General features: G+C 57.9%; 21 protein-coding genes and 1 other RNA gene. 8 read left to right on the top strand and 14 right to left on the bottom strand.

From position 1 onward, the window contains the following. Positions 1-21 precede the first annotated feature (21 nt). The 3 genes from hsdR (at position 22) to HU765_RS00265 (ending at position 6639) form a co-directional block, all read left to right on the top strand. Positions 22-3495 carry a type I restriction-modification system endonuclease gene (gene hsdR / locus HU765_RS00255; RefSeq protein WP_186618621.1) on the top strand — a complete coding sequence of 1158 codons (3474 nt, stop codon included), beginning with the start codon at positions 22-24 and terminating at the stop codon, positions 3493-3495. A gap of 185 nt (positions 3496-3680) precedes the next feature. Then, positions 3681-5228, top strand: coding sequence for an N-6 DNA methylase (locus HU765_RS00260; RefSeq protein ID WP_186618622.1), 1548 nt, complete (start codon positions 3681-3683; stop codon positions 5226-5228). Further along, the gene (locus HU765_RS00265; protein WP_202883670.1) at positions 5221-6639 is read left to right on the top strand and encodes a restriction endonuclease subunit S; all 1419 of its coding nucleotides are present in this window, start codon (positions 5221-5223) and stop codon (positions 6637-6639) included. Before HU765_RS00260 ends, HU765_RS00265 begins: the two co-directional genes overlap by 8 nt. 269 nt (positions 6640-6908) lie before the next feature. Here HU765_RS00265 and HU765_RS00270 read toward each other — a convergent pair whose 3' ends face one another. The 12 genes from HU765_RS00270 to HU765_RS00325 form a co-directional block, all read right to left on the bottom strand. Beyond that, the gene (locus HU765_RS00270) at positions 6909-7124 is read right to left on the bottom strand and encodes a hypothetical protein (protein ID WP_186618624.1); all 216 of its coding nucleotides are present in this window, start codon (positions 7122-7124) and stop codon (positions 6909-6911) included. Beyond that, complete coding sequence (locus tag HU765_RS00275; RefSeq protein ID WP_186618778.1) at positions 7121-8101, bottom strand: integrase domain-containing protein; 981 nt, start codon at positions 8099-8101, stop codon at positions 7121-7123. The genes HU765_RS00270 and HU765_RS00275 overlap by 4 nt, the downstream gene beginning before the upstream one ends. Continuing rightward, positions 8079-8438 (bottom strand): hypothetical protein, encoded by a 360-nt coding sequence (locus tag HU765_RS00280; RefSeq protein ID WP_186618625.1) that lies wholly within the window; start codon positions 8436-8438, stop codon positions 8079-8081. Before HU765_RS00280 ends, HU765_RS00275 begins: the two co-directional genes overlap by 23 nt. Beyond that, complete coding sequence (locus tag HU765_RS00285; RefSeq protein ID WP_186618626.1) at positions 8422-9822, bottom strand: YfjI family protein; 1401 nt, start codon at positions 9820-9822, stop codon at positions 8422-8424. The genes HU765_RS00280 and HU765_RS00285 overlap by 17 nt, the downstream gene beginning before the upstream one ends. A gap of 1030 nt (positions 9823-10852) precedes the next feature. Next, positions 10853-12109 carry an integrase domain-containing protein gene (locus HU765_RS00290; RefSeq protein ID WP_186618627.1) on the bottom strand — a complete coding sequence of 419 codons (1257 nt, stop codon included), beginning with the start codon at positions 12107-12109 and terminating at the stop codon, positions 10853-10855. Between the two features lie 186 nt (positions 12110-12295). Beyond that, positions 12296-12688: a transfer-messenger RNA gene (gene ssrA / locus HU765_RS00295) on the bottom strand. Positions 12689-12783: 95 nt separating this feature from the next. Beyond that, positions 12784-13065, bottom strand: coding sequence for a hypothetical protein (locus HU765_RS00300; protein ID WP_186618628.1), 282 nt, complete (start codon positions 13063-13065; stop codon positions 12784-12786). A gap of 130 nt (positions 13066-13195) precedes the next feature. After that, positions 13196-16006, bottom strand: coding sequence for an FAD-binding and (Fe-S)-binding domain-containing protein (locus tag HU765_RS00305; RefSeq protein ID WP_186618629.1), 2811 nt, complete (start codon positions 16004-16006; stop codon positions 13196-13198). Continuing rightward, on the bottom strand, positions 16003-16674 hold the full coding sequence (locus HU765_RS00310) for a lactate utilization protein (RefSeq protein ID WP_186618630.1): 672 nt from the start codon (positions 16672-16674) through the stop codon (positions 16003-16005). Before HU765_RS00310 ends, HU765_RS00305 begins: the two co-directional genes overlap by 4 nt. Continuing rightward, a complete protein-coding gene (locus tag HU765_RS00315; RefSeq protein WP_186618631.1) occupies positions 16674-18128 on the bottom strand; it encodes a LutB/LldF family L-lactate oxidation iron-sulfur protein in 1455 nt (484 codons plus the stop codon). Before HU765_RS00315 ends, HU765_RS00310 begins: the two co-directional genes overlap by 1 nt. Continuing rightward, positions 18125-18949, bottom strand: a complete 825-nt coding sequence (locus HU765_RS00320; protein WP_186618632.1) for a (Fe-S)-binding protein — start codon at positions 18947-18949, stop codon at positions 18125-18127. The genes HU765_RS00315 and HU765_RS00320 overlap by 4 nt, the downstream gene beginning before the upstream one ends. Positions 18950-19098: 149 nt before the next feature. Next, positions 19099-20793 (bottom strand): lactate permease LctP family transporter, encoded by a 1695-nt coding sequence (locus HU765_RS00325; protein WP_186547357.1) that lies wholly within the window; start codon positions 20791-20793, stop codon positions 19099-19101. A 263-nt stretch (positions 20794-21056) separates the two neighbouring features. Between HU765_RS00325 and HU765_RS00330 the strand changes: the two genes are divergently transcribed. After that, entirely contained in the window at positions 21057-21824 is a 768-nt protein-coding gene (locus HU765_RS00330) for an FCD domain-containing protein (protein WP_186618633.1), read from the top strand. Positions 21825-21943: 119 nt separating this feature from the next. Here HU765_RS00330 and smpB read toward each other — a convergent pair whose 3' ends face one another. Further along, a complete protein-coding gene (gene smpB / locus HU765_RS00335) occupies positions 21944-22426 on the bottom strand; it encodes an SsrA-binding protein SmpB (RefSeq protein WP_007915208.1) in 483 nt (160 codons plus the stop codon). Between the two features lie 119 nt (positions 22427-22545). On the opposite strand from smpB, the gene HU765_RS00340 reads away from it, so the two are divergent. From HU765_RS00340 to HU765_RS00350, 3 genes are read left to right on the top strand one after another with little or no spacing between them, the layout of a single operon-like run. Then, positions 22546-23949 (top strand): sodium-dependent transporter, encoded by a 1404-nt coding sequence (locus tag HU765_RS00340; RefSeq protein WP_186547356.1) that lies wholly within the window; start codon positions 22546-22548, stop codon positions 23947-23949. Between the two features lie 7 nt (positions 23950-23956). Beyond that, on the top strand, positions 23957-24391 hold the full coding sequence (locus tag HU765_RS00345) for a type II toxin-antitoxin system RatA family toxin (protein ID WP_186547355.1): 435 nt from the start codon (positions 23957-23959) through the stop codon (positions 24389-24391). Between the two features lie 4 nt (positions 24392-24395). Then, the gene (locus HU765_RS00350) at positions 24396-24698 is read left to right on the top strand and encodes an RnfH family protein (RefSeq protein WP_186618634.1); all 303 of its coding nucleotides are present in this window, start codon (positions 24396-24398) and stop codon (positions 24696-24698) included. Between the two features lie 61 nt (positions 24699-24759). Here the strand turns inward: HU765_RS00350 and HU765_RS00355 are convergent, their stop codons facing one another. Further along, positions 24760-25287 (bottom strand): outer membrane protein assembly factor BamE, encoded by a 528-nt coding sequence (locus HU765_RS00355; RefSeq protein ID WP_186547353.1) that lies wholly within the window; start codon positions 25285-25287, stop codon positions 24760-24762. Between the two features lie 97 nt (positions 25288-25384). On the opposite strand from HU765_RS00355, the gene fur reads away from it, so the two are divergent. Continuing rightward, entirely contained in the window at positions 25385-25789 is a 405-nt protein-coding gene (gene fur / locus HU765_RS00360) for a ferric iron uptake transcriptional regulator (protein ID WP_016771770.1), read from the top strand. Positions 25790-25835: the final 46 nt, after the last annotated feature.

The following is a 25835-nucleotide window of genomic DNA, read 5'->3' on the forward strand; positions in this document are numbered from 1 at the left end:
ACCAGTCTAAGGAATGACGCAATGTCCCAACGCTCTAACTTCTTCTTCCTTGCCGAACACGACCCGGTTTTCAATAAGTTGGCCGCAAGCGCCGAGCAAGCTTTCAGCAGCGATCCCAACATTACGCTGATCAAGCTCCGACAGTTGGGAGAAGCCCTAGCGCAGGACCTTGCCAGCCGTGCGGCCATCGAATTTGATGTCAAGACCACCCAGGCCGACCTGCTTTACAAACTGGGCCGTGAAATCCAGCTTGATCGAAATATTGTCAGCCTGTTCCATACGCTGCGCATTGAAGGAAACAAAGCGACCCACGAGTTCAGCACCTGCCACCGGGAAGCGCTCGATGGCTTGAAAGTCGCCCGCGAGCTCTGCGTCTGGTACCACCGCGCTGTTGGTAAAGCCGACAGGACATTCAAGCCTGGCCAATTCATCACGCCAGCAGATCCCAGCGCGCCGCTGCGCGAGCTCCAAAGCGAAATTGATCAACTCAAGGCACAGCTGCGCGAATCTGATCATCGACTGGAGGATGACCAGCAACTGGCAGATCTGCTCAAGCGTGAAGCCGAAGAGCACGCAGAGCTCGCGCACCTAATGGAAATCGAGTCGCGCGACTACAAACAGAAGGCGGACGAGCAGGAAAAGCGACTGGCCGATTTGCGGGCCGAGCATGAAAGGAACCTTGAGGCCTTGCGCAAAGAGCTGGCCTCTCAAGCCAAGGTCTCTCAAGCGTTTGCCAAGAAAGCCAAGCGAGCGACCAGACAGTTCGATCTGGATGAAGACCTTACCCGTATTCTCATCGACCAGCAGCTCAATGAGGCGGGCTGGGAAGCCGACTCTTTGGATCTCACCTATACCAAAGGCGGGCGTCCGGAAAAGGGCAAGAACAAGGCAATTGCCGAGTGGCCCATGTCCAACCTGAATTCCAAGGCAGACTATATTCTGTTCCGTGGCCTGATGCCGATTGCTGTAGTCGAGGCCAAGCGCAAGCGCATCAACATTGCGGAGCGCATTCCCCAGGCCGAACGATACGCTCGAGGGCTCGATCCCACCGCACACGTGACCGCCTGGAGCGAAGCGGGTCGCTCCGACGCATGGGAAGACGGAGAAGGCGGTCGCTTCCAAGTCCCCTTCGCCTTCGCCTGCAATGGTCGCCCGTACATCCAGCAGCTTGCCGAGCAATCTGGTACATGGTTCAGAGACCTTCGCAGCCCTGCCAATACCCGTCGTGCCCTGCAGGACTTCCACCGGCCAGACGATCTGCTCGACCTGCTCAAACAGGATCGGGCAAAAGCCGAAGCCAAACTTCATACAGAAGGTTTTGGCTACCTGAAGCTGCGAGACTACCAGGAGAAAGCCATCCTGGCTGTCGAAAAGGCCTTGGCCGAAGACAAACGCAATTGTCTACTGGCCATGGCCACCGGGACTGGCAAGACTCGTACGATAATCGGCCTAATGTATCGCTTCCTGAAATCGTCACGGTTCAAGCGCATCCTGTTCCTGGTAGACCGCAGTGCTCTGGGTGAACAGGCCATCGATTCGTTCCACGATATGCCATTGGAGCAGAATCAGACCCTCGCGCAAATCTACGACGTCAAGGTGCTCGGCGATATGGCGGCTGAAGCGGAGACCCGCGTCCAGGTGGCCACTGTCCAAGCCATGGTCAGTCGTATCTTCCGTTCGGATAATCCACCACCGGTTGGCGAGTTCGATTGCATCATCGTTGACGAAGCGCACCGCGGTTATACTCTTGATCAGGAGATGACTGAAGGCGAACTTTCCGTCCGGGAGCACAGTCAATACCTTTCGCAATATCGTCGCGTACTCGACTATTTCGACGCCTGCCGCATCGGGCTGACCGCCACCCCGGCGATGCAGACAACGGAGATCTTCGGAAAACCGGTATTTACCTACAGTTACCGCGAAGCGGTCGCCGATGACTGGCTGATCGATCACGAACCACCGATCAACTACAGAACTGAGCTAAGCGAAAACGGCATTCATTTCGATAGAGGCGAGAAGGTCAACGTAATCAACACGCAAACTGGCGAAGTCGACGTCGCCGAGCTGGAAGATGAGCTGGATTTCCAAATTGAATCATTCAACCGCCGAGTGATTACACCTGACTTCGACCGGGTCATCTGCGAAGCCCTCGCTGGAGATATCGACCCAAATGGCGAAGAGAAATCCATGATCTTTTGCGTCAGTCAGGCTCATGCGGAAAGGGTGAAAAACCTTCTCGACTCGGCCTTCAAGGATATCTACGAGGAGAGCTACAACCAGGCTGCGGTACAGGTCATCACAGGCCAGAGCGACCATGTTGAAAGTCGTATTCGCCATTTTAAGAACGAGAAATATCCTAATATCGCCATTACCGTCGACCTATTGACCACCGGTATTGATGTGCCCTCGATCTGCAACCTGGTGTTCATGCGTCGCGTGCGTTCTCGCATCCTCTATGAGCAAATGAAAGGCCGCGCGACCCGGCGCTGCGATGACATAGGCAAGACCGTATTCCGCATCTATGACCCAGTGGACCTGTACGCCAGCCTGGAATCGGTCGATACGATGCGGCCACTGGTAAAAGACCCGAGCATCACGTTGGAGCAATTGCTGGATGAAATTACCAGCGACCATAGCCACGAAGCGCCGGGCAACAATGAGCAGACGAGTCATGCCCATGACGTACTAGACCAACTCAACCAGCGCATCATGCGTATCTTGCGCAAGGCCCAGCACAGAGCTGAGACGCGGCCGGACATCAAGCATAAACTCGATGAGCTACATGAACTCTGGGGAGTAGAGCCGGCTAGCCTACATCAGCATCTTCATGAGCTGGGCCCCCAGCAAGCAGCAAATTTCGTTCGTCAGCACAGCCAGCTGCTCAATCAGCTTGCCACGGTGAACGAGTTGCTCGGTACCTATCGTTATCCGGTGATCTCGCATCACCCGGATAAGCTGTTGGTCCGTGAACAAAGTTATGGTCATTACGGCAAGCCTTCCGACTATCTGGACAGCTTTCGCGAGTTCATCCACCTGCAGATCAACCAATCCGCGGCCCTGTCTGTAGTGGTAAACCGTCCGAAAGATTTGACACGTGAACAACTCCGCGAGATCCGCCTATTGCTCGATCAGAATGCATTCGGTGAAGCCAGTCTGCGTAGCGCCTGGTTCAATAACAGTAATCAGGAAATCGCTGCCAGCGTGATCGGCTACATTCGTCAGGCTGCACTGGGTGAAGCGCTGATTCCTTTTGAGCAGAGGGTCGCCAACGCCATGCAGAAAATCTATGCCCTTCAGCCCTGGAACCAGGTCCAGCGCAGATGGTTGGATCGCCTGGCGACCCAATTGGTCCATGAAATTGTGGTCGATAAGCAGCAACTGAACCGTGCATTTTCCAATGACGGCGGATTGAAAAGGCTCGACAAGCTGCTTGGAGGCCAACTGGAGCAAGTGCTGGATACACTCGGCGACAACCTCTGGTCCGCCGCCGCGTGATCAGCCGGGGGCGTCGGGATGGTCTCTTGCAATGTCAGGCAGATCTCCATACGCTCCCGCGCCACATGCTGGCCAGCTTCAGCCACCGCAAAACTTTCCTTTCGATTTTTACATAGGTCGATGACTCGCATGGGCTGCCACGCCTTTCCCGATCGACTCGATACGTTCTTTTCTCAGGGCAACCAATGACCAATAGCGATATCGTCCAGAAACTCTGGAACCTCTGCGACGTCCTGCGCGACGACGGCATCAATTACAGCGATTATGTGACCGAACTGGTCCTGCTGCTGTTCATCAAGATGGAATACGAGCAGGTTCAGAACAACGACGACTTCAACCACAAGCTGCCGGCCGGTGCCCGCTGGCCAGACCTGTCGAGTAAGTCAGGTCTGGATCTGCTCAACCATTATCGCCAAATGCTCCTCGATCTAGGCAAGAGCAGCGATCAATTGATCGCCGCCATCTATACCGACGCCCAAACCCGTCTTAAGGAGCCACGCCATCTCGAACAAATGGTAAGGAGCCTAGATGGAATCGACTGGTTCAGTGCCCGTGAGGACGGCCTCGGCGACCTTTATGAAGGTCTGCTGGAAAAGAACGCCAGCGAAACCAAATCCGGTGCGGGGCAGTACTTCACCCCGCGCCCGCTGATCGACAGCATCATCAACTGCATCAAGCCCCAGCAGGGCGAAGTCATTCAGGACCCGGCCGCCGGTACCGCAGGGTTTCTGATTGCCGCCGATACCTACATCAAAAGCCAAACCGACGACTATTACGACCTCGACGAAAAGGCCCGCAGCTTCCAGCGCAACCGTGCCTTTGTCGGCGTAGAACTTGTGCCTGGCACTCGCCGCCTGGCATTGATGAACACTCTGCTGCATGGCATGGAAGGTGACGAAGAAGGCGTGGTGCACCTGGGCAATGCCCTTGGCCAAACCGGGGCCAACCTGCCGAAAGTCGACTTAATTCTCTCCAACCCCCCGTTTGGCACCGCAAAGGGCGGCGGCGGCCCGACCCGTGACGACCTCACTTACAAGACCAGCAACAAACAACTGGCCTTCCTGCAGCACATCTATCGCGGCCTCAAACCCGGTGGCCGCGCCGCCGTGGTGTTGCCGGACAACGTATTGTTCGAAGCCGGCGTCGGCACCGACGTGCGCCGCGACCTGATGGACAAGTGCAACCTGCACACCATTCTGCGACTGCCAACGGGGATCTTTTACGCCCAAGGCGTGAAGACCAATGTGCTGTTTTTCCAGAAAGGCACTGTTGAAAATCCGCGCCAGGATCAAGGCTGCACCCAGCGTGTGTGGGTTTACGATTTGCGTAGCAACATGCCGAGTTTTGGTAAGCGCACGCCGTTTGGTGCGACGCATCTCAAGCCTTTCGAAGTGGCGTACGGGGTGGATGCCAATGGCAATAGCCCGCGTGCGGAGAATGTAGAAGGGATTGGGGAGCTGAGCCGCTTTCGGGTGTTTACTCGCGAGCAGATTGAACGGCGCGGTGATTCGCTGGATATCAGTTGGTTGAAGGATGCGGACAGTCTGGATGCTAACGACTTGCCGGCCCCGGAAGTGTTGGCGGGTGAGGCTATGGCTGAGCTGACTGAGGCGCTGCATGAGTTGGAAGAGTTGATGAAGGCGCTGGGGGCAGGGGATGAGGTCGCGGCGCAGAAGCAGTTGATGGCGGAAGTGATGGGGTTGGTGGTGGCTCAGGAGAATGGGGATGAGTGAGTTGCCTAATGGCTGGATGTGCATCGCCGTATCACAAGTGTGCGCCATCTTGCGGGGGGTGACATACAACAAGATGGAGAGTAGCCATGATCCACAACCGGGCTATGTGCCCGTGTTAAGGGCTAATAATATTCAAGAGGGCAAGCTGGTATTTTCTGATTTGGTATATGTCCCCGAAAGCTGTGTCGCCGCTCAGCAACTAATAAAAGCAGGCGATGTTGTTGTGGCCATGTCTAGCGGTAGTAAAAGCATGGTAGGGAAGGCTGCAAAAGCAGGATCGGATTGGTTAGGTTCGTTTGGAGCATTCTGTGGGGTATTACGGCCCAGCAATGAAATCGATCCTAGATACTTTTATTTTTTTTCGCAGAGTGCTGAATACAGGTCGTGCGTTTCTGAGCTTTCTGCTGGAGTGAACATCAATAACTTAAAGCCAGCACATTTTGACCTGATAGAAATTCCTGTTGCACCTCGTACCGAACAAAATCGCATCGCCCAAAAACTCGATGAGCTGCTGGCTCAGGTCGACACCCTAAAAGCCCGCATCGACGCCGTCCCCGTCCTGCTCAAGCGTTTTCGCCAGTCTGTCCTTGCCTCCGCGACCTCTGGACGGTTAACAGAAGAGTGGCGTGCACTCCGAATCAGTAGAGAGATTACAGCTGAGCAGACATGTGGGGATGGAAGTTTTCCACCAGGCTGGAAAGTGCGTCCACTAAAAAAATTAGTGACAAAAATTGAGCAAGGATGGAGCCCTAAATGTGAGTCAGTGTCTGCAAGTGATGACGAATGGGCAGTCATCAAAACTACTGCCATACAACCTATTTCGTTTGGACCATTAGAGAACAAAAAACTTCCGACAACCTTACTACCAAGACCAGAGTTAACCATTGTCGTCGGAGACATATTAATTACCCGGGCAGGCCCAAGAAGTCGGGCAGCCGTTTGCTGTTACGTAAAAGCAACGCAGCCAAAGCTTATGGTTTGCGATAAAGCGTACAGGTTTAAAGCTATCGAAGAGGAGTTCTCAGGACTTCTGCTTTGCTACTTCTTAAATTCGCCACAATTCGTTCGTGCTCTCGATGATCTGAAGACGGGGATTTCTGAAAGCGGGGTAAACTTGACCATGAAAAAATTTCAGGACCTAGAATTACCTCAACCGCCGACAGAAGAGCAAACCGAAATCGTCCGCCGAGTCGAACAACTCTTCGCCTTCGCCGACCAACTGGAAGCCAAAGTTGCCTCAGCCAAAAGCCGTATTGATCACCTGACCCAAAGCATCCTGGCCAAGGCCTTCCGTGGTGAATTGGTGCCCCAAGACCCGAACGATGAACCCGCCAGCGTTCTACTGAAGCGCATTAAAGCCCAGCGTGCCGCCGCACCCAAGGCAAAACGTGGCCGCAAGGTGTCGGCCTGAATTCAAGAAAGGAAGCAATCATGGCCATTCCCGATTTCCAATCCGTTATGCGTCCCGTGTTGGCCGTGGTCGCGGATGGCCTGCCCATCAGCCTCAGGCCTTGCGGGAGCAGGTCATCGAGCAGTTTCAGCTGAGCGAAGTCGAGTGCCATGAAATGTGCGGTCTGAACGGCAGCGAGTAATCAATACCTACCTACGCCTAGCCTAGCAACTGATCAGCAATTCTCGGCCGTTACCTAATCGCTTCCAGACCAATAGGGCGGTGAGTCGTTAGTAATACCGGGTGGCGCTGGAGTGGTTTTTCAGGTGCTGAACAAAAAACCAGCGCACATACTTGAGTCGCCAGGTCCAGGGATTGTCTCGCTGCCATCGCTTTTGGATGGCCGCTTGCATGACTCGAGCTTGCCGCAGGTGTCGTTGCTGAGTGGCCTTCGAGCCGGTCAGTACGCCGCTCAGGAACAGCGCCATATCAAAGGGCTTGCTCACGCTCGACCTCCAATGTAGGCCGATACCACATCAATCCGGTTATGCCCGAGTTCAAGGCTGATCTGTCGGCGCGCCTGTTGATCAAGATTGCGGTCAACGCGATAGCAGTGACCGCCATTGACCGGTGCGGTGTGCCCAGTGAGTTGCTCATAACGCTCGCAGGCGTAGGCCGCTCGCAGTTCATGAAAGCCCTTCAACCCTTGTTCATGCAGCGTTTCGCGGGCGGGGAGCACGGTCTGTTGCAGGAACGCGGCGTAGCTTTCGTCGCGGGCGAGCAAGTTGCGGCTGCGGGTCGGCGACACATGACGGGCCAACTGCAGCGCCGCTTTCACCGCTTCAGTGGCCACGATCCATCGCGGCGCTGAAGCCCCCGAACGGCCGCCTTTGGTGCCGTCCTGGATGTTGATACGGCCCAAGTGTTTGGCTTCGCGTTGCAGTCGTGGCAGATCCGCCAGGATCGCTTCGCGCAGGCGCATACCGGTTGCTCGGGCCAACAGGACAATCGCGGCCACCCGGGCGTGTTGCTGTTCGCCAAGCGCCTCGAGGACTCGCCGCACCTGTTGGTGGTCTTGGCCATCCGGTACGCGGGTGCGTACGCTCGAGCGCTGGTGGCCTAACGCCTGACTCGGGCTGGCGATCCTCACGTCTTGATCACCGCGCAGCGCAGCGAGAGTACGGTTGACGCTGCTCAGGCGGTTCTGCGCGGTAGCGATGCAGAGTTCACCTTGCTGGATCTGCTGGCGCAGGTAAGCGGCGTAGTCTTGCAGTGCCCGTCGATCGATCTGGCGTGCATCGTTGTAACCGGGGCCGTCCTCTGACCGACACCAACGCACGAACGCTTGCCAGCGATCGCTATGCGCTTTGACCGTGGCGAAGTGGCCGCCGGCAAACAGATCGTTTAGCGCTTGTGGGCCGGCGTAGCTCAGCTGGCGGCCATAGCCCAAGTTACGACCCTCACGCCGACCGACCAGAGCCATCATCATCACCGTTTTCGTTGTCTTGCAGAAAGAGCAGCAGGGCTTTCCAGTGAGGGCTGAGCCTGTCCATCTGTCGCCAGTGTGTCGGGCGGATCAGAAGGGTGTTCTCCTGGTGTTGCAGCAATGCCCCTTCCTCACGCAGTTGCTCGATCAGCAGGGCGAGGTTGGCAGGGTCAATTGGTGGTGTGGCGACAGCGGCGACAGTGGCGACAACCCGCGTCGTTTCTGTCCTGGCACGTGGCGACAAAGTGGCGACAGAGGCGGCGACATACCGCGAATCTGGCTGCGATTGATGTTGCGTCTGGTAGCGGCGCACCGCGTCATTGAGGCGAAACATGGCGGACCTCGAAAATTTTCCCGTCGCGGCTGATCAGCCAGCGATGAGTGATCAGCACGACCAATAAAGAGGCGGTATGTTCAGCGCTCTTGCGGGCAAAACGAGGGCCGTTTCGATTGACGTCGCGGATGGTGAAGTGGGTCCAGCCTTTCTGCACCAGCCACCGCAGCAGCCGATCCGCCTCTTCGCATCGGCTGTTGACCGGCTCTTGTTCGGTCAAGCGCTGGATCTCGGTCAGGTAGTAATCCATCAGGGTGGAGGCACGCTGGATGTGTGCTTCGTCCAACGCACTGGCCTCTTCAACGATGGCCAGCACGCCCGCGATACGCAGTACATTCGCCGCGGCCTTGCTCGCGACAGACTGGACGCCGGCCAGCTCGCCGAACTCGCCAGACTGGCACTCGATGGTGTCGTGAATATCAATCCAGGCACAACGGGCACGGGGAGTCAGCTCCAGTGTGGCCGGATGGAGTGAACCATCCAGGTGAAGCGACCAGGGCTTCTGTAGCAGGGCGGTGATCCGCTGTTGGTAGCGCTGGACTTTGGCATCCCGGCTCAGGTCGATCGCCTTGTAGAGCCGCTGGCCGGCCAGGCGTTCGGGCCAACTGATCAGGCAACGGCCGAGGATGCCTTGGCCATTGATCACCGGGTCTTTGAACAACTGGTTGGCCAGGTAGGGCTGCAGCATCAGATGTAGACTGAGGCGGCGGTCATAGGCCCGCAGACTTTCTCCGGCCATGGAGCGCGCCCGGTCGATCGGGCTGCCATCCCACAATGTCGATAAGGTGGTGATCGCCTTGAGCAGATTCTCTTTGCTCATGGTGCTGCTACCCAAGAACTGTCCACCTTCATCATTAAACAAGCCCATGCTGGGCAAACCCTGGCACAGACTTTTGACCAGAGCCTCAATGGTGGGCTCGGCAATGATCAGCCTTGGCGGTACCGGCTCGGATAGTTCGCTGCCTTCCGCCGCCGCGTGTCTCTTTGCGGTTGTGGGTTTGGCCATGATGCTGCTGGCTGCGCGATAGGCTTTGAGCTTTTCCGCATACAGGGCCCACTGCTGTCGTTCCCAGTCGCGCGCCGCTTTCAGTGCGAGCTGATCCACTGCACTTTTGCGATCACCCGAGGACGCCACCGTCAGTAGGTAGAGGGACAGCGGATAGGTTCGACCGTCGAGTTGAACATTGGCATGACCCTGGCTCACCAGGGCAGCGCTGGCCAGCATCGATTGTGCAGCCATGGCGCAGGGTACGCCGATCACCTCGGCCAGTCGCTCGACCGCAGGGCCCAATAGTTCCCCGAGTGCTTCGACCGGGTAGGGCAGTGGCGTCTGCTGGTATTCCAGCAATGGTTGTGGTGGCTCGAACGCTTCGCACAGTTGCATCGCAATTCTCCTGAGATTATCGACTTCGTCCTCACTCATCCCGCCACGGTTGTTGAGTGTTATCAGGGATCAAGGCCCCTGCGACCTGTGAGGTTTGTCCACTCACGCGGGACTGACGGCTCCTTACGGCCGGGAGCTTGGGCATCTCATGATCTGGCCTCCTGAACACTTCCGTAGAAGTGGGCGGGTGGAGGCTGCACTGGCTGACGAGACCGGCGCCGCGAGATCCTGAGTCAGGTGAAAGCAGTTATGCGATGACCGGGGCATGCCTGACTGTCAGTCAGGTGCAGTCCATTCCATGGGCTGCGGCACCGTCATTGACATCGCTGTTGCTGGTGACTTTTCGGTGTTTGTCACGCCGATTGTCACGAGGGGGAAAGCCGCAAAGACCCGTGCGAGCAGGGCTGCAGCAGTGGCAGGAGCGCCCGTCTCTTTAGGGGGCAAAGAGACGGGCAAAAGGTTGGCGCAAGAAATGGCCAAGCGGATAAGTTGCTGCAGAGCAGCCAGGAGGGGCATGAGTTGCCGCAGTGGGCATTCTGGAAGAGTGGGCATCCATCACATCGCTGTGACTGTGCGAGCCGCCGGACGCTAATCGCACTTGGGGGTGAGCCACCACGGTGTGGCGTAGCCTCAAAGGTTCTGGCTACCTGGGGGCTGTCGAGGACAGCGCTTGTACGGCTCTGATTTAGCGCTCGTTCTGCTCGCGGTCAACAGTATTTTGGGGGCGACTCTTGCGCCAATCGGTTGTGCTGGAAGGCCTTGGAGGCCGGTGGTTTCCCGTGGCTGGGTGGTCGTTCGTCGGTTTTTAATGTGAGCCCAAGCGAGTGGGAATGCGGAGCCTTCCCGCTCGCTTGGGCTTGGTCGAGAAAGCCTCAAGAGAGAGGCTTGCAGCGGCGACAGTCGCCACTTTTGTCGCCATGCTGCAGACCAGGTATTACGCGGGTTGTCGCCGGTGTCGCCGCTGTCGCCAAATCAACCATCACTCCATCTGGGGAGTTATTTTCGGTTACCGGCGGCGTCCGGTGAGCGCTCACCGTATCGGCACGACATTGCAGTTCCTGATGTCATTAATGGCAGCTGCCGACAGACTGCCCGTTGCTGCTTTTTGGATATGTTCACTCCACCAAGCCATCATCGGTCTCCGGCGTTCGATGTAGTCCGCTCGGTTGTAAGCGCTTCGGACTTCGTCCTTGTCGACATGCGCTAGCGCGACTTCGATCAGCTCCGGATCCCACCCATGCTCGTTCAGGATGGTGCTGGCCATGGAGCGCATGCCGTGGCTGACCAAGCGGTCCTGGAAGCCCATGCGCTTCAACGCCATGTTGGCGGTCTGGCTATTCGCGTGGGTGCGCGGGTTTCTATCTGCCGGGAATACGTATTCTCTGTGGCCGCTGTGGGGCTTAAGTGTCTCCAGTAACGAGAGTGCATGTTCGGTCAGCGGGATTGTGTGCGGACGACGCTTTTTCATTCGCTCCGGAGGGATGGTCCAGATGCGTTTGTCGAAGTCGATGTCTGCCCATCGGGTAGTCGCCGCTTCGGCAGGGCGGGTCATAGTGTGTAGCTGCCATTCGATCAGGCAGCGGGTCGTCCTCTTGATGCTGGCATTCGCGATTTCCATCATTAGCTCCGGAAGCTCATCAGGTGGTAGCGCTGCCATGTTCTCTTTCTTAGGTTTCTTGAACACCGCTCGAATGCCGCTGAGAGGGTTGGCAAAGATCATTCCGGAATTGACCCCGTAGGTCATGATCTCGTTAAGGCGCTGGCTCACTCGCTTAACTGTCTCGAGGCTGCCTTTGGCCTCAATCGGACGAAGGAGCTTGATGACCATTGGGGCGCTGACTTCCGAGAGAGGCGTTGATTTCATGCTCGGAAAAACATGCAGTGTGAGGGAGCGCCAAATGTCTTCGGCATACGCCGGCGTGACGGAATCCTTCTTCAGCTCGAACCAGGCTGTGGCCACGTTCTCGAAGGTGTGTTCCGTTTCCGCTCGTTTGGCTTCCTGCAGCTCATTGCGCTGAGCTTTTGGGTCGATGCCTTGTGCAAGCAGCTCTCTGGCCTCAACGGTTTTCTTCCTCGCTTGCGCCAGAGAAACCTCGGGATAGGAGCCGAGTGCCATGTTGATTCGGTTCTTGGTTACTGGATGCCGGTAGTTGAAATTCCACTGCATCGAGCGATTGACCCTGACTCGCAGCTGGAGCCCGTCGCCATCGGTGAGGACGTAATCCTTGTCTTTCGGTTTGACCGCCTTGAGCTGGCGGTCGGAGAGGCGGGTGGTTTGAGCGCACATGAGAAGTACTCCATGACACCTTTTGGTATTCCCAAGATTAGCGCCGGGTAGCCGGGAATACCATTGGGAATACCAAACCGCCTGGAACTCAAAAAACCTGGAAAGCCTCCCGCAGCCCTGAACCCCCTTATTTACCGGGTTTCAGGCACAAAAAAAGACGTCCGTGGACGTCTTTAGATGATGAAATGGTGGAGCCGGGGGGATTTGAACCCCCGTCCGCCAGTACTCCGCTGTCGGTACTACATGCGTAGCCGTGTCTATTAAGTTAACCCTCAGCGACCCGACGGGCAGGGTGCTTTGGGCGAGTTGTGTAAGTTTTAGCCGCTTCGTCCACAACGTACTGCACGGCGATTCTGTTCTATATGACAATCATTTTGGGTTTACAGACATCCCCTGATGATTGCTGGACCCGAAGGTACCAGAAGGGAAGGCTAAGGCTGCTTACGCAGCGAGAGCGTATTCCCCGTAGGTTTCGTCATTGGCAACTATAAGAAGTTGCAACAGTGGATTTACGAGTTCTGTTACCAACTCGGCATGCACCTAAAGTTTCGCAACCGGCGTCGAATCCTAAACGGCCCCGAACTCATTGCTCAGTACAGCGTTTGAGCAACAAGCCTGCACAGTGTACGCCAATCAGCCCGCGAGGCCAACCCGAAGGTTGGCCGGCTGGTCGGTCATTTGTTGGTGCCGTCAGAGGTCTTGCGGATTTCCAGGATGGTTTGCTGGGTTTCCGCGACGCAATCGTCGATTTTGCCTTGTGCCTTCAGCGCTTGGGCCTTTTGCACACTGGCTGATACGCGAGCATCCAGATCGGGTGACGACTGGAGGTCAGTCTTGGCGTTGTTGATGGTTTGGATGTTGGCATCACACAAGTCAGCAGGCTTGTCAGCGGCGAACGAAGTGGAGGCCATCATCGAGGCAGTAACGAACAGACCTAACAGTACAGAACGCTTCATATGTATCTCCTTGAACTGAGGGATCCAGGCTTCGCTGACCGCAGGGCGAGCCACCGAATGGAGGAAAAGCCCCGATTTGTCGGGGCTTACTCTGTGGACTACCGCCTCGCTCAAGGGTTCTATTTTTTCTTCAGGCGGTTCTCGCCTGTGTCACCCGATCCACCAGATAAACCAGCCCGTGATAGTCAATCCCGCCGTGTTGCGTCAGGCCGATTTCGCACGTGCGGCTGGTGGAAATGCCTTCGCTGCAGTGCTGCACCGCGCCCTTGAGTGTACGCAACGAATGACCGTTGAGTTCCGGTGTGGTGAAGCCCTTGTCGCCGGCAAACCCGCAGCAATGAATGCCCTCGGGAATCACCACGTTTTTGCTGCATTTGCGCGCCAGATCGATCAGCGCCTGGCTTTCGCCCAGATGCTGAGTGCTGCACGTTACGTGTACGGCAATCGGCGCTTCCTGCGGTGTGAAATCGAGGCGATCCATCAGATGCGTACGAATGAAGCGCACCGGATCGTACAGATCCAGTCGCGTTTCGCCGATGTCCTGAACCAGCCGCAACGTACACGGGCTGGTGTCGCAATAGATCGGATCGAGGCCGCCGCGACTGGCGTGGAGCAGGGCGCTGATCAGTTCCTGGCGCTTGTGCTCGGCTTGTTCTGCGTAGCCTTTCGAGGCGAAGGGCTGACCGCAGCAGAGGTTGTCTTGATTGTCGGGAAAGACTACTTGGTAGCCGGCCTTTTCCAGCAGGGCGCGGGTTTTGTCGTACAGCGACATTTGCTCTTTGTCGCCCGCCGCCGGGCCCATGACGCGCGACACGCAAGCGGCCAGATAAACCACTCGCGGGCGCTCGTCCGCCACGCTCGGGCTGAAGCGAATGGCTTTTTCCGGTTGTGGCATGGCGCTGGTCCACAACGGCACCTGGCCTTTGGACAAGCGCGTCAAGGTTGCCGAAAGTTTTGCCAGACGCGGTGCGCCGAGCAACATCCGCGCGCCGTTGGCGACGTGCAGAGTGAAGCGCGCGCCTTGCAGGGTCTTGGCGAAATTTCCTTCAATCCAGTCAGCGGTTTTCTGGTGTGTGGCGTGTCGGCCACGCAGCTTTTTCACCAGTTCGCCGGTGTTGATGCCTACAGGGCAGCGTTGCGCACACAGACCGGTCGCGGCGCAGGTGTCGATGCCTTGGTAGTCGTAGGCTTTTTCCAGTTCGGTGGTGTCGATGCCTGCGCGTTTTTTCGCCTGGATATCGCGCCAGATCACGATGCGCTGGCGCGGGCTCAGGGTCAGGCCCTTCGACGGGCAGACCGGCTCGCAGAAACCGCACTCGATGCACTTATCCACAATCTCGTCGGCCGCCGGCAGCGGTTTCAGGTGTTTGAGGTGAATCTGCGGATCTTCGCTCAGCACCACGTCCGGATTGAGAATGCCGTTCGGGTCGAGCAGGCGTTTGAGCTGCCACATCAACTGATAGGCATCGCTGCCCCATTCCAGTTCGACGAACGGCGCCATGTTGCGTCCGGTGCCGTGTTCGGCTTTCAGCGAACCGCCGAATTCAACTGCGACGAGTTGTGCGACGTCGTCCATGAACGCTTGATAGCGTGCGACTTCTTCCGGGTTGTTGAAGCCTTGCGTGAAGACGAAGTGCAGATTGCCTTCCAGTGCGTGTCCGAAAAGGATTGCTTCATCGTAGGCATGTTTGTCGAACAGCTCGATCAGGCGGTTGACGCCGATCGCCAGTTGCTCGACCGGGAAGGTCACGTCTTCGATAATGACTGTGGTGCCGGTTTTGCGCACCGCACCGACGGCGGGGAAGGTGTCCTTGCGGATGGCCCAGAGACGGGCGTTTTCCACTGGGTCTTCAGTGAAATCGACTTGTTTCTCTACGGGGAAATTGCGCAGGGACGCCATGATCTGCGCCAATTGTTCCTGCAGCAAAATAGACGAAGCCGCACGGGATTCGATGAGCAGCGCGCAGGCATTTTCCGATAGCAGTTGTACGAAAGCGGGCATGCCTTTTTTGTCCTGCACCGAACGCAGACTGCGTCGGTCCAGCAACTCCACCGCTGACACTGGTTGGCTTTTCAGCACGGTAACCGCGTTGCAGCACGTTTCCACATCCGGAAACACGATCAGCGCCGAGGCCTTGTTCGGGTGGTCGATCACGGTGTCGTAGGTCACCGCGCTGATAAAGCCGAGCGTGCCTTCGGAGCCGACCAGCAGGTGGCTCAAGATATCCACAGGCTCGTCGAAATCCACCAGGGCATTGAGCGACAGGCCAGTGGTATTTTTCAGACGGTATTTGTGGCGGATTCGCGCGGCCAGTTCGGAATTGGCGCGGGTCTCGCGGCCCAATGTCGCCAGGCGTTCGAGCAGATCGCCGTGGCTCGAACGAAACGCCGCAACGCTGGCAGCGTCTTCGGTATCCAGACGCGTGCCGTCAGCCAGCACCAGACGAATCCCGGCCAGCGTGTGATAGGTATTCTGTGCGGTGCCGCAGCACATGCCACTGGCGTTGTTGGCGACGATGCCGCCGATCTTGCAGGCATTGATCGACGCCGGATCGGGGCCAATCTTGCGCCCGAACGGCGCCAGCCAGGCGTTGGCCTGCGCGCCGATCACTCCGGGTTGCAGGCGGATCTGCTCGCCCTGGCCGCGTATCTCGCGGGCGTTCCAGTTATCCCCAAGCACAATCAACACAGAATCGCTGATCGCCTGCCCGGACAGGCTGGTGCCGGCGGCGCGGAAGGTCACCGGCACGTTGTCGCGCTGGGCCAGTTTCAGCAGCGCCACCACTTCGTCTTCGGATTCGACGCGGATCACCAGTTTCGGGATCAGCCGATAGAAACTCGCATCGGTGCCAAAGGCCAGAGTCGACAGCGGATCGTCGAAGCGGCGGTCCGCCGGAATCAGTTGCTCGGCGTCACGCAGGAAAGCAGCAGGAAGACTCATTGGTCCTCCAGAATCAGCACCACAAGGTCTTTCGGGCCATGCGCGCCGTAGGCGAGGACCTGCTCAATATCGGCGGTTTTCGACGGGCCGGAGACCAGCAGCGCGTTGGTCGGCATGCCTTGCGCCCATTCGAACTCTTGCTGCACCTGATAGAAGTTGTCGCGGATCTCGCTGGCCTTGAGCAGGGCGAAATGGATGGGTGGCACCAGGCTCATCAAGCGCGGTTCTTCGCGGGTGGGCCAGATGATCAGGCTGCCTGTGGCGGCGATGGCGCCGAGGGTGCCGGTGAGGCTGGCCGGGGTGTCGTTGAACAGCTCGGCTTTCCACTCTTCCATCGGCCGGTCGTAGGATTTCAGTGCCGGGAGATCAGGATTATTCGCCCAGTACTGTGTGATGCGTTGCCCATGCGGCGTGGTCGGTGCGATCAGCAGGCTCGGCAATTGGCGGTCACGCAGCAGTTGCGCAAGCAGCGCTGGCCACTCGGCACCTGAGGTCAGGTGGATTTCGGTGTGCACCGCTTCCATCAGTTTGCGCAGTTGCGGGATGCGTTGTTCGGGGCTGTAGGTATAAGGCTGCGTCACCAGATCGACATCGAAGTCATCAGCGATCGGTGTGGTGCCCGTCAGACTTTTCCGCAGTTTGCCGAGGATATTTTGCTTGGCGCTCATCAGCGATCTCCCTGTTTGGCCTGATGCTCGCGGGCCATGTCATGCAATGAACGCGCGGCGGGTTTTGGTGCGCTGTGGTTCTGCGTCCAGGGACCGACGTTTTTCGGCGTCAGTGCACGCAAGCGAGTGGCGAAAAAAATGAACAGTCGGTACAGCGTCGGCGAGCTATTGAGCTTGGCCCAGGCGTTCCAGATAAAACGTTCCTTGCGCGAATACTTGCTGCCTTGACCGCGCATGACCTGATGAGGCGAGTCCGGGGCTTTGACGTTTTCTTCGCGCAGACGCCGCAGGATGGCCGGGATCGGAATTTTTACCGGGCAGACTTCACCGCATGCACCGCATAGCGAAGACGCGCTCGGGTGATCTGGCACTTTCGCGAGGCCGACCATGTGCGGGGTGATGATTTTGCCGATCGGACCTGGATAGACCTCGCCGTAGGTGTGGCCACCGACGCGGGTGTAGACCGGGCAATGATTCATGCAGGCGCCGCAGCGGATGCAGTTGAGGGTCTGGCGCAACTCGCTGTCGGCAAAGGCCTGGCTGCGACCGTTGTCGAGCAGCACCAGATGCACTTCCCGTGGGCCGTCGAGCTCATGTTCCTTGCGCGGGCCGGAGATCATGTTGACGTAGGTGGTGATCGGAATGCCCAGTGCCGAGCGCGTCAGCAATGACAGCAGCGGCACCACGTCGCGCAGGTTCTCCACGACTTTTTCGATGCCGGTGACGGCGATGTGCACGGGGGGCACGGTGGTGGTCATGCGCCCGTTGCCTTCGTTTTCCACCAGCAGCAGGGTGCCGGTTTCGGCCACGGCGAAGTTGACGCCAGAGACGCCAATGTCCGCTTCGAAGAATTTCTGCCGCAGGACCCTGCGACCGATCTGAATGAGTTGGTCAACGTCCTTGGTGTATTCCACGCCAAGTTTGTCGTGGAACAAGGACGCGACCTGACCGGCATTCTTGTGGATCGCCGGCATAATAATGTGTGAAGGCTTCTCGTGGTCGAGCTGGACGATGTACTCCCCCATGTCGGACTCCAGACATTCAATGTCCCGAGCCTCGAGGAAATGGTTCATCTCCATCTCTTCGCTGACCATCGATTTGCCCTTGATCACTTGCCGCGCCTCGTGAGCGCGGATGATCGATAAGACGATGCCATTGGCCTCGTCCACCGTTTCCGCCCAGTGCACTGTCACACCGTTGCGGGTCAGGTTCTGTTCCAGTTGCTCAAGCAGATCGGGCAACCTGGACAGCGCGCGGGCCTTGATAGAATTGCCCAGTGCGCGCAAGTGTTCTCTTTCGTGGGCATCGCTGAAAGCCGCTGCCCGCTTGGTCATCAGTGAATCCATGGCCGTGCGGAAGTTGTTCCGCAGCTGCGCATCGCCCAGGGCATTGTGTGCCCGGGTGCGAAAATCTTCTTCTACGGCGACCGTAGGAATTATCGTCGAGGTGCTCATTTCGCACCTCCGGTTCGCTGCCAGAGGAAGCTGGCCAGGTGTTGGCCGCGCAACGCTTCCTGCTGTTTCTCCAGTGCGCCGTTGATGTTCATCAAACAGCCGCAGTCGGCGCTTAGTACCTTGTGCGCGCCGGATTCCTTCAGCGCTCGGGTCTTGTCAGCCACCATCGCGCCGGAAATGTCTGGCATACGGACGCTGAATGTCCCACCGAAGCCACAGCATTCGCTTTCGTGATCGTGGTTGACCCGCTCCACGTTGCTCAACTGCGCCAACAACTCGCGGCCGTGCAGGTGGGTGTTCATTTCGCGGCGCGCCGAACACGAGGTATGCAGTGCGACTTTCACCGGTTCGCCGCTGTCCTTGAGCTGCACCTTGCAGACGAACAGCAGAAATTCGGCCAGTTCATAGGTACGCGCCGCCAAGGCCTGCACCTGTTTCAACGTTTGCGGCTCGTCCTTGAACAAGTCGGCGTAATGCTCGCGCAGCATGCCGGCGCAGGAACCCGACGGCACCACCACCGGATAATCCCCGGCGAACAGCGCCAGTTGCGAGCGCGCCACCGTCCGCGCCTGCTCGGTGTAACCCGAGGTGTAGGCCGGTTGCCCGCAGCAACTCTGCCCTTGCGGGTACTCGACCCGAATCCCTTCACGCTCCAGCAGACGGATCGCGTCCATCCCGGCTTCGGGGTAGAACAGGTCGACCACACACGTGCCGAACAGATAGACCCGCGACGGTTTCTCGCTGGGGTATTGCCGAGGTTCGGGCAGTGGCGGTGCCACGCGAGTCGCGTTCGGCACAGCGTTGTAAAAAAGCTCGCTCATCAGGCGTGTCTCCGGGTGGGCCCGGTTATCCGTCTGCTGCGGCTGCTGAATATAAAGCGCGTTGCTTTCAGCAGCCTTACAGACCCGGTGGTGAATTGCTGACGCCGGATCACGGGCCGGCGTCGGTTTTTTCCGTGTTGTATGTAGTCTTAATGCACCAGCATGCCGGTGAACCAGTAGGCCTGAGCCAGGGTGATCAAACCGACAATCGTTGCAAAGAATAGGCTGTGCTTGAGGGTGAAGCGGAACAGATCCGATTCCTTGCCGACCAGACCGGTCGCGGCGCAGGCCACGGCGATCGATTGCGGCGAAATCATTTTGCCGGTCACGCCGCCGCTGGTGTTTGCCGCCACCAACAGGGTGTCGTTGACGCCGATCTGGTGCGCGGTGGTCGCTTGCAGCGAACTGAACAGCGCGTTGGACGAAGTATCGGAGCCGGTCAGGAACACGCCCAGCCAGCCGAGAAACGGCGAGAAGAACGGGAACGCAGCGCCGGTTCCGGCCAATACCAAAGCCATGGTCGAGGACATGCCGGAGTAGTTGGTGACGAAGGCGAACGCCAGCACCATGCCGATCGACAGGATCGGCCAGCGCAGTTCGTAGAACGTCTCTTTCAAAGTGGTCAGACCAGTTTTGAAATTGATCTTCAGCACCAGCATCGAAATCAGTGCGGAGAAGAAAATCGCCGTGCCGGTCGCGGAAATCGGATCAAGTTTGAATACCGCCGGGATGGCCGTCGGGTTGGCTACGATTGGCGCGGTTTTGATCACCAGTTGGTCAAGATGCGGAATGGCGAAATTGAAGACCCAGCTGTACATCGAGCCGCCCGCTGCGAACATCGCTTTGAAGGGCTTCAGTGTCCAGATCGTCACCAGCACGGTGAGGATCAGGAATGGCGACCAGGCCTTGATAATTTCACTGAGGCTGTAGGGCGAAGCCACGGTCGTGCGCTTCTGGCCGAAACCGCCGACGCTGGCGCTGACCACCGAGGCGGACACGGCGCCGACGATGTGCTGGCCGGCGGCGCGTCGGGGTTGCCAGACTTTCAGGAACAGGGTCAGGGAAATCAGGCTGGCCAGGGCCGAGGTGATGTCCGGCAGTTCCGGGCCGATGAAGTTGGACGTGAAGTACTGAGTGATGGCGAAGCTCAAGCCTGCCACCAGCGCGGCCGGCCAGGTTTCCCGCACGCCGCGCAGGCCGTCCATCATGAACACCAGCCAGAACGGCACGAACAACGACAACAGTGGCAGTTGGCGGCCGGTCATGGCGCCGATCTTGAACGCGTCGATGCCGGTGACCTGGCCTGCGACGATGATCGGAATCCCCAGAGCACCAAAGGCCACGGGCGCAGTGTTGGCGATCAGGCACAGACCGGCGGCGTACAGCGGATTGAAGCCCAGTCCTACAAGGAGAGCGGCAGTAATCGCCACCGGCGCGCCAAAACCGGCAGCACCTTCAAGAAATGCGCCGAAGCAGAAACCGATCAGCAACACCTGCAAACGCTGGTCGTCCGTTATCGACAGGACCGAGCTGCGGATGACCTCGAACTGACCGCTTTTCACCGTCAGTTTGTACAGGAACACCGCCGCGACAATGATCCAGGCAATCGGCCACAGACCGTAAGCGAAGCCATAACCGGCAGCGGCGAACGCCATGTCCACCGGCATTTGGAAGGCGAAAATTGCCACGGCAATCGATAGGGCGAGGGTGATGCTGCCGGCCACATGGCCTTTGAGGCGGAACACCGCCAGCGCGAGGAAGAAAAACACGATGGGGATGACGGCCGCGAGAGCGGAGACGCCGAGACTGCCGAGCGGGCTGTAAAGCTGTTGCCAGGTTTGCATAGTGGGGTGGCCCCTAATTGTTGTTGGTCAGGCACTGTCAGCGTTCTTGGATAATTGGTAAGACCAATTTACAATCGCTGTTGGCTAGGGTAAAAGCCTTGATGGCGGTGTGTCAATTTGCCGCCCTGAAACTTTCGTCGAAGATGCGGTGCAGAAGGCAACTGATCCGGTTTGGCGAGGTGGCGTCTGGCAGGTGTCGGCGGCGCGCGGATAGGCCAGAATAGACAGCCCGGCGAGCGGTCGGGATCGTGGAGAAATGAGTTATGGGCTTTGATCAGATTCGGCAGCGCCGTTTGTCTGACGATATTGTCGAGCGCCTTGAGGGGATGATCCTCGAGGGCACGCTGAAGTCGGGCGAGCGGCTTCCGGCGGAGCGCACGCTGGCCGAACAATTTGGCGTATCACGCCCGTCGTTGCGTGAGGCGATCCAGAAACTGGCGGCCAAAGGCTTGCTGGTCAGTCGTCAGGGCGGCGGCAACTATGTGGTGGAATCCCTGGGTTCGACGTTCAGTGATCCGCTGTTGCAATTGCTCGAAAGCAATCCCGAGGCGCAACGGGATTTACTGGAATTTAGGCACACTCTGGAGGCATCGTGCGCCTATTACGCCGCATTGCGCGCCACCGATGTTGATCGCGAGCGGCTGACCGCCGCGTTCGAAGAACTGCAGGATTGCTATTCGCGTCATGACGAAGTGAACCGGGCCGAGGAAGGCGCGGCGGATGCGAAATTTCATTTGGCGATTGCCGAGGCCAGTCATAACGCCGTGTTGCTGCACACCATTCGCGGGCTGTTCGATCTGCTCAAGCGCAACGTCGTGACCAACATTGGCGGCATGTACAAGCAGCGCACGGAAACCCGCGACATGCTGATTACCCAGCACCGCGAATTGTATCTGGCGATTATCGAAGGACGGGCGGAGCAGGCGCGTGAAGTGTCCAGCCGACATATTTTGTATGTCCAGGAAGTGCTGGAAGAGGTGAGGCAGGAGGTGCAGCGCATGGCTCGGGCGGAGCGGCGCAAGGGGATGTGATCAGGTGTATTTGTGTTGATGCTGAAATAGCTTTCGCGAGCAGGCTCGCTCCCACATGGAAATGCATTCCAAGGGTGGGAGCGAGCCTGCTCGCGAATACGCGCTAGAGGCAGAAGAGGTTAGTCTTCCTTGCCCTTGTTGCGCACCGCACGTTGCAGTTCACGACCGGCATCGCGCTCGCGCTCGGTGTCACGCTTGTCGTATTCCTTCTTGCCCTTGCCCAGAGCGATCTCGCACTTGACCATGTGCTTGCTCCAGTACCAGGACAGGCAGACGCAGGCGTAACCCTTTTGCTGCACGGCGGCGGCGAGCTTTTCCAGCTCGCGGCGGTTGAGCAGCAACTTGCGCGTGCGCACCGGGTCGGCGATGACGTGGGTACTCGCGGTCATCAACGGCGTGATGTGGCTGCCGAGCAACCATGCTTCGCCGTCCTTGAGCAGCACATAGCTGTCGACCAGCTGTAGCTTGCTCGCCCGCAGACTTTTTACTTCCCAGCCGGCCAGGACCAGACCAGCCTCGAACTTGTGCTCGATGAAGTAATCGTGTCGCGCCTTTTTGTTCTGCGCGATGGTCCCTGTTGGGTGTTTCTTCTGTTTAGCCATAGGGGCGGCATTATATGGAGTTGTTCGGCTGTCGGCTACGGTGTTGCTGCGTGCTTGAGCAGGTTGAGTGAATCCCGGACAATGCGGCCTCTTTTTCTAACGCTTGGGCGTGATAAACGATGTCGACAGACAAGGTTTCTGTCCACGGCAGTTGGGCTAGCCGCTGGGTATTCATACTCGCCGCGACCGGTTCGGCCGTGGGACTGGGTAGTATCTGGAAGTTCCCGTACATGGTCGGGGTCTACGGCGGCGGTGCGTTTGTACTGATGTTCCTGGCGTGCATCGCGCTGATCGGCGTCCCTGTCATGCTCGCCGAAACCCTGATTGGCCGGCGTGCGCGGCAAAGTCCGGCGAATGCCCTGAAGGTCCTGGCGCTGGAAGCCGGGCACTCGGCCAAATGGTCGTGGGGCGCGTTTGCCGGGATGATCACGGCGTTGCTGATTCTGTCTTTCTATAGCGTGGTTGGCGGCTGGTCGCTGGATTACATCGTCGATATGGGGCGCGGAGATTTTCAGGGCGCGACGGCTGATCAGGTTGGCGCGTACTTCGGCAATGTCATCTCCAATCCGTGGCGTCTGACACTTTGGCACACGATTTTTATGCTGCTGTCGGCCTATGTGATCGCCAAAGGCGTCGTCGCCGGGCTTGAGCGCAGCCTGCGGATCATGATGCCGTTGCTGTTTGTGATGATTCTGGTGCTGCTGGGTTACAGCATGACCACCGGGCATTTCATGGAAGGCGTGCATTTCATGTTCGACTTCCACCCGGAAAAAGTCCTCGACGGCCTGCTGCCGGCGATGGGGCACGCGTTCTTCTCGCTGAGCGTCGGGGTCGGCTCGATCATGATCTATGGCGCCTACATGCCGAAGAACACCTCGCTGTCGGGCACGGTTGTTGGCGTGGCGTTGCTGGATACCTTCGTTTCACTGGTGGCCGGTCTGGCGCTGTTTCCTATTGTGTTCGCCGCTGGCCTGAACCCAAGTGAAGGCCCGGGCCTGATGTTCGTCAGCCTGCCATTTGCTTTTGGTAATGTATTTTTCGGCCAATTGATGGGCGTGGTGTTCTTTGTGCTCGTCGCGGTGGCAGCCTGGAGTTCGGCGATTTCCTTGCTCGAACCGATGGTGGCTTACCTGGTAGAACGCACGAAAATCAGCCGCACCTGGGTGACTTTCTGGCTGGCGTTCACCTGTTGGTTCGTTGGTCTGGGCACGGTGTTCTCCTTTAATATCTGGAAGGAGGCCAAGTTTTTCGTGAACGAAGGCGGGGTATTCAGCCTCTACCAATGGGGTGCGCAGAGCGGTCTGGACTTCTTTGGCGTGATCGATTTCTTCACCTCGCGGATCATGTTGCCGTTGGGCGGCCTGTGCTTCGTACTGTTCGCCGGGTGGGTGATGGGGCGCGAAGCGGTACGTGACGAATTGTCGATCCGCAATCCGTTGCTGTTTGCCCTGTCTTTGTTCTTGATGCGCTACGTGGCGCCTATCGGCATTCTTGTAGTATTTGCCGCTCAGCTCTGGAAGTAACGCTTACATGACGACACATATTCAACGATCGGCGCTGCTGCCTTACCCGGCGCAATTTCTCTACGACTTGGTCAACGACGTGGCGCGTTATCCGGAATTTCTGCCGTGGTGCTCGGAGGCCGAAGTGCTGGAAAGCTCGCCGGAGCACATGCGCGCCAGTGTCGGCGTGGCGAAGGGCGGGCTCAGTCAGCATTTCGTCACGCGCAATACACTGGTGCCGGGGCAGTCGATCGAAATGAACCTTGAAGAAGGTCCTTTCAATCAATTGCACGGCGTCTGGGTATTCAAGGCGCTGAACGAAAAGGCCTGCAAGATCAGTCTGGATTTGTCCTTCGATTACGCCGGGCCGCTGGTGCGCGCTACGTTGGGCCCGCTGTTCAATCAGGCCGCCAATCAGTTGGTGGATGCTTTCTGCCAGCGCGCCAAGCAGATGCACGGTTGAGCCGATGATCGATATAGAAGTCGTCTACGCGGCGGTTGATCGGCAGGTTTTACGCGCGGTCAGCGTGGCTGAGGGCGTGACCGTTCGCGCGGCGGCGCAGGCATCAGGAATCGCGGCAGAGTTTCCTGAGCTGAATCTGGCGGAGTGTCCGCTGGGTATTTTTGGCAAAGTGGTTGCCGATGCCGATTCACGCGTGGTTCAAGCGGGTGATCGCATCGAAATCTACCGACCGTTGCTGGCCGATCCTAAAGAAGTGCGACGCTTGCGCGCGGCGAAAGCGGCCGAGGCCAAATCTCGGAATACTTGATCAGCACGAACGGCAGGCAATAAAAAACCCGGAATCTCCGGGTTTTTTATTGCCTCGCGAATTACTGCGGCGAGGTGTCCAGCGGCTCTGGCGTTGGAACCGGTACGGTTTCCACACCATCGACTTCTTTCTGGATCTGATCCAGCATCGAACCGGGCTTGGCCGGTTTTTCCGCTGCTGGCTTCTCGGCGTTTTCAGCAGGCGCGGTCACAGTTGTGCCACTGTCCTTGCCGAGAATGGCTTCGTCACGGCTGACGCCCGGCATGAAGTCACCGGACAGGCTGACAAGCTGGTCGTTGGAATTGAAGATAACGCTGATGCGTTCCTGTTGGCGTTCACCGCCACCCGGTTGCAGGCTGTACAGATAATCCCAGCGATCGGCATGGAACGTGTCGGCAAGCAGAGGGTTGCCCATGATAAACCGTACTTGCGGCCGGGTCATTCCCGGGCGTAACTGGTCTATCATGTCCTGCGTGACGACATTGCCCTGCTGGATGTCGATTTTGTAAACCCCGGGGAATGAACAACCGGCGAGTGCGAGCAGTCCCACAAAGGTGAAACTGGTTAGCAAGAGCTTGGTGTTTTGCATCGGTGGGCGACTTCCACTATCTTGGCTGGGACAACGTAAACGCCGATCATACCCGCATTAAGAGAAGCTGCGAAGCAGCATCGCGAGAAAGCTGACCATGGTTGAAAATAGCGAACTACGCAAAGCCGGCCTCAAAGTGACCCTGCCACGGGTCAAGATCCTGCAAATGCTCGACTCCACCGAGCAGCGCCACATGAGTGCCGAAGACGTCTACAAGGCGTTGATGGAAGCTGGTGAGGACGTCGGTCTGGCCACGGTTTACCGTGTTCTGACTCAGTTCGAAGCGGCTGGCCTCGTGGTCCGCCACAACTTCGACGGCGGCCACGCGGTCTTCGAACTGGCTGATGGCGGCCACCATGACCATATGGTCAACGTGGAATCGGGTGAAGTGATCGAGTTCTTCGACGAAGAAATCGAAAAACTTCAGAAATCGATTGTCGAGAAGCATGGCTTCGAGATGGTTGATCACAACCTGGTGCTGTACGTACGCAAGAAAAAGTAAGCATGTCGCGCGAATTTCACATTCGCGAAACGAACGAAGGCGACCC

The sequence above is a fragment of the Pseudomonas sp. SWRI81 genome (genome assembly GCF_014268545.1).
Lineage (GTDB): Bacteria > Pseudomonadota > Gammaproteobacteria > Pseudomonadales > Pseudomonadaceae > Aquipseudomonas > Aquipseudomonas hamedanensis.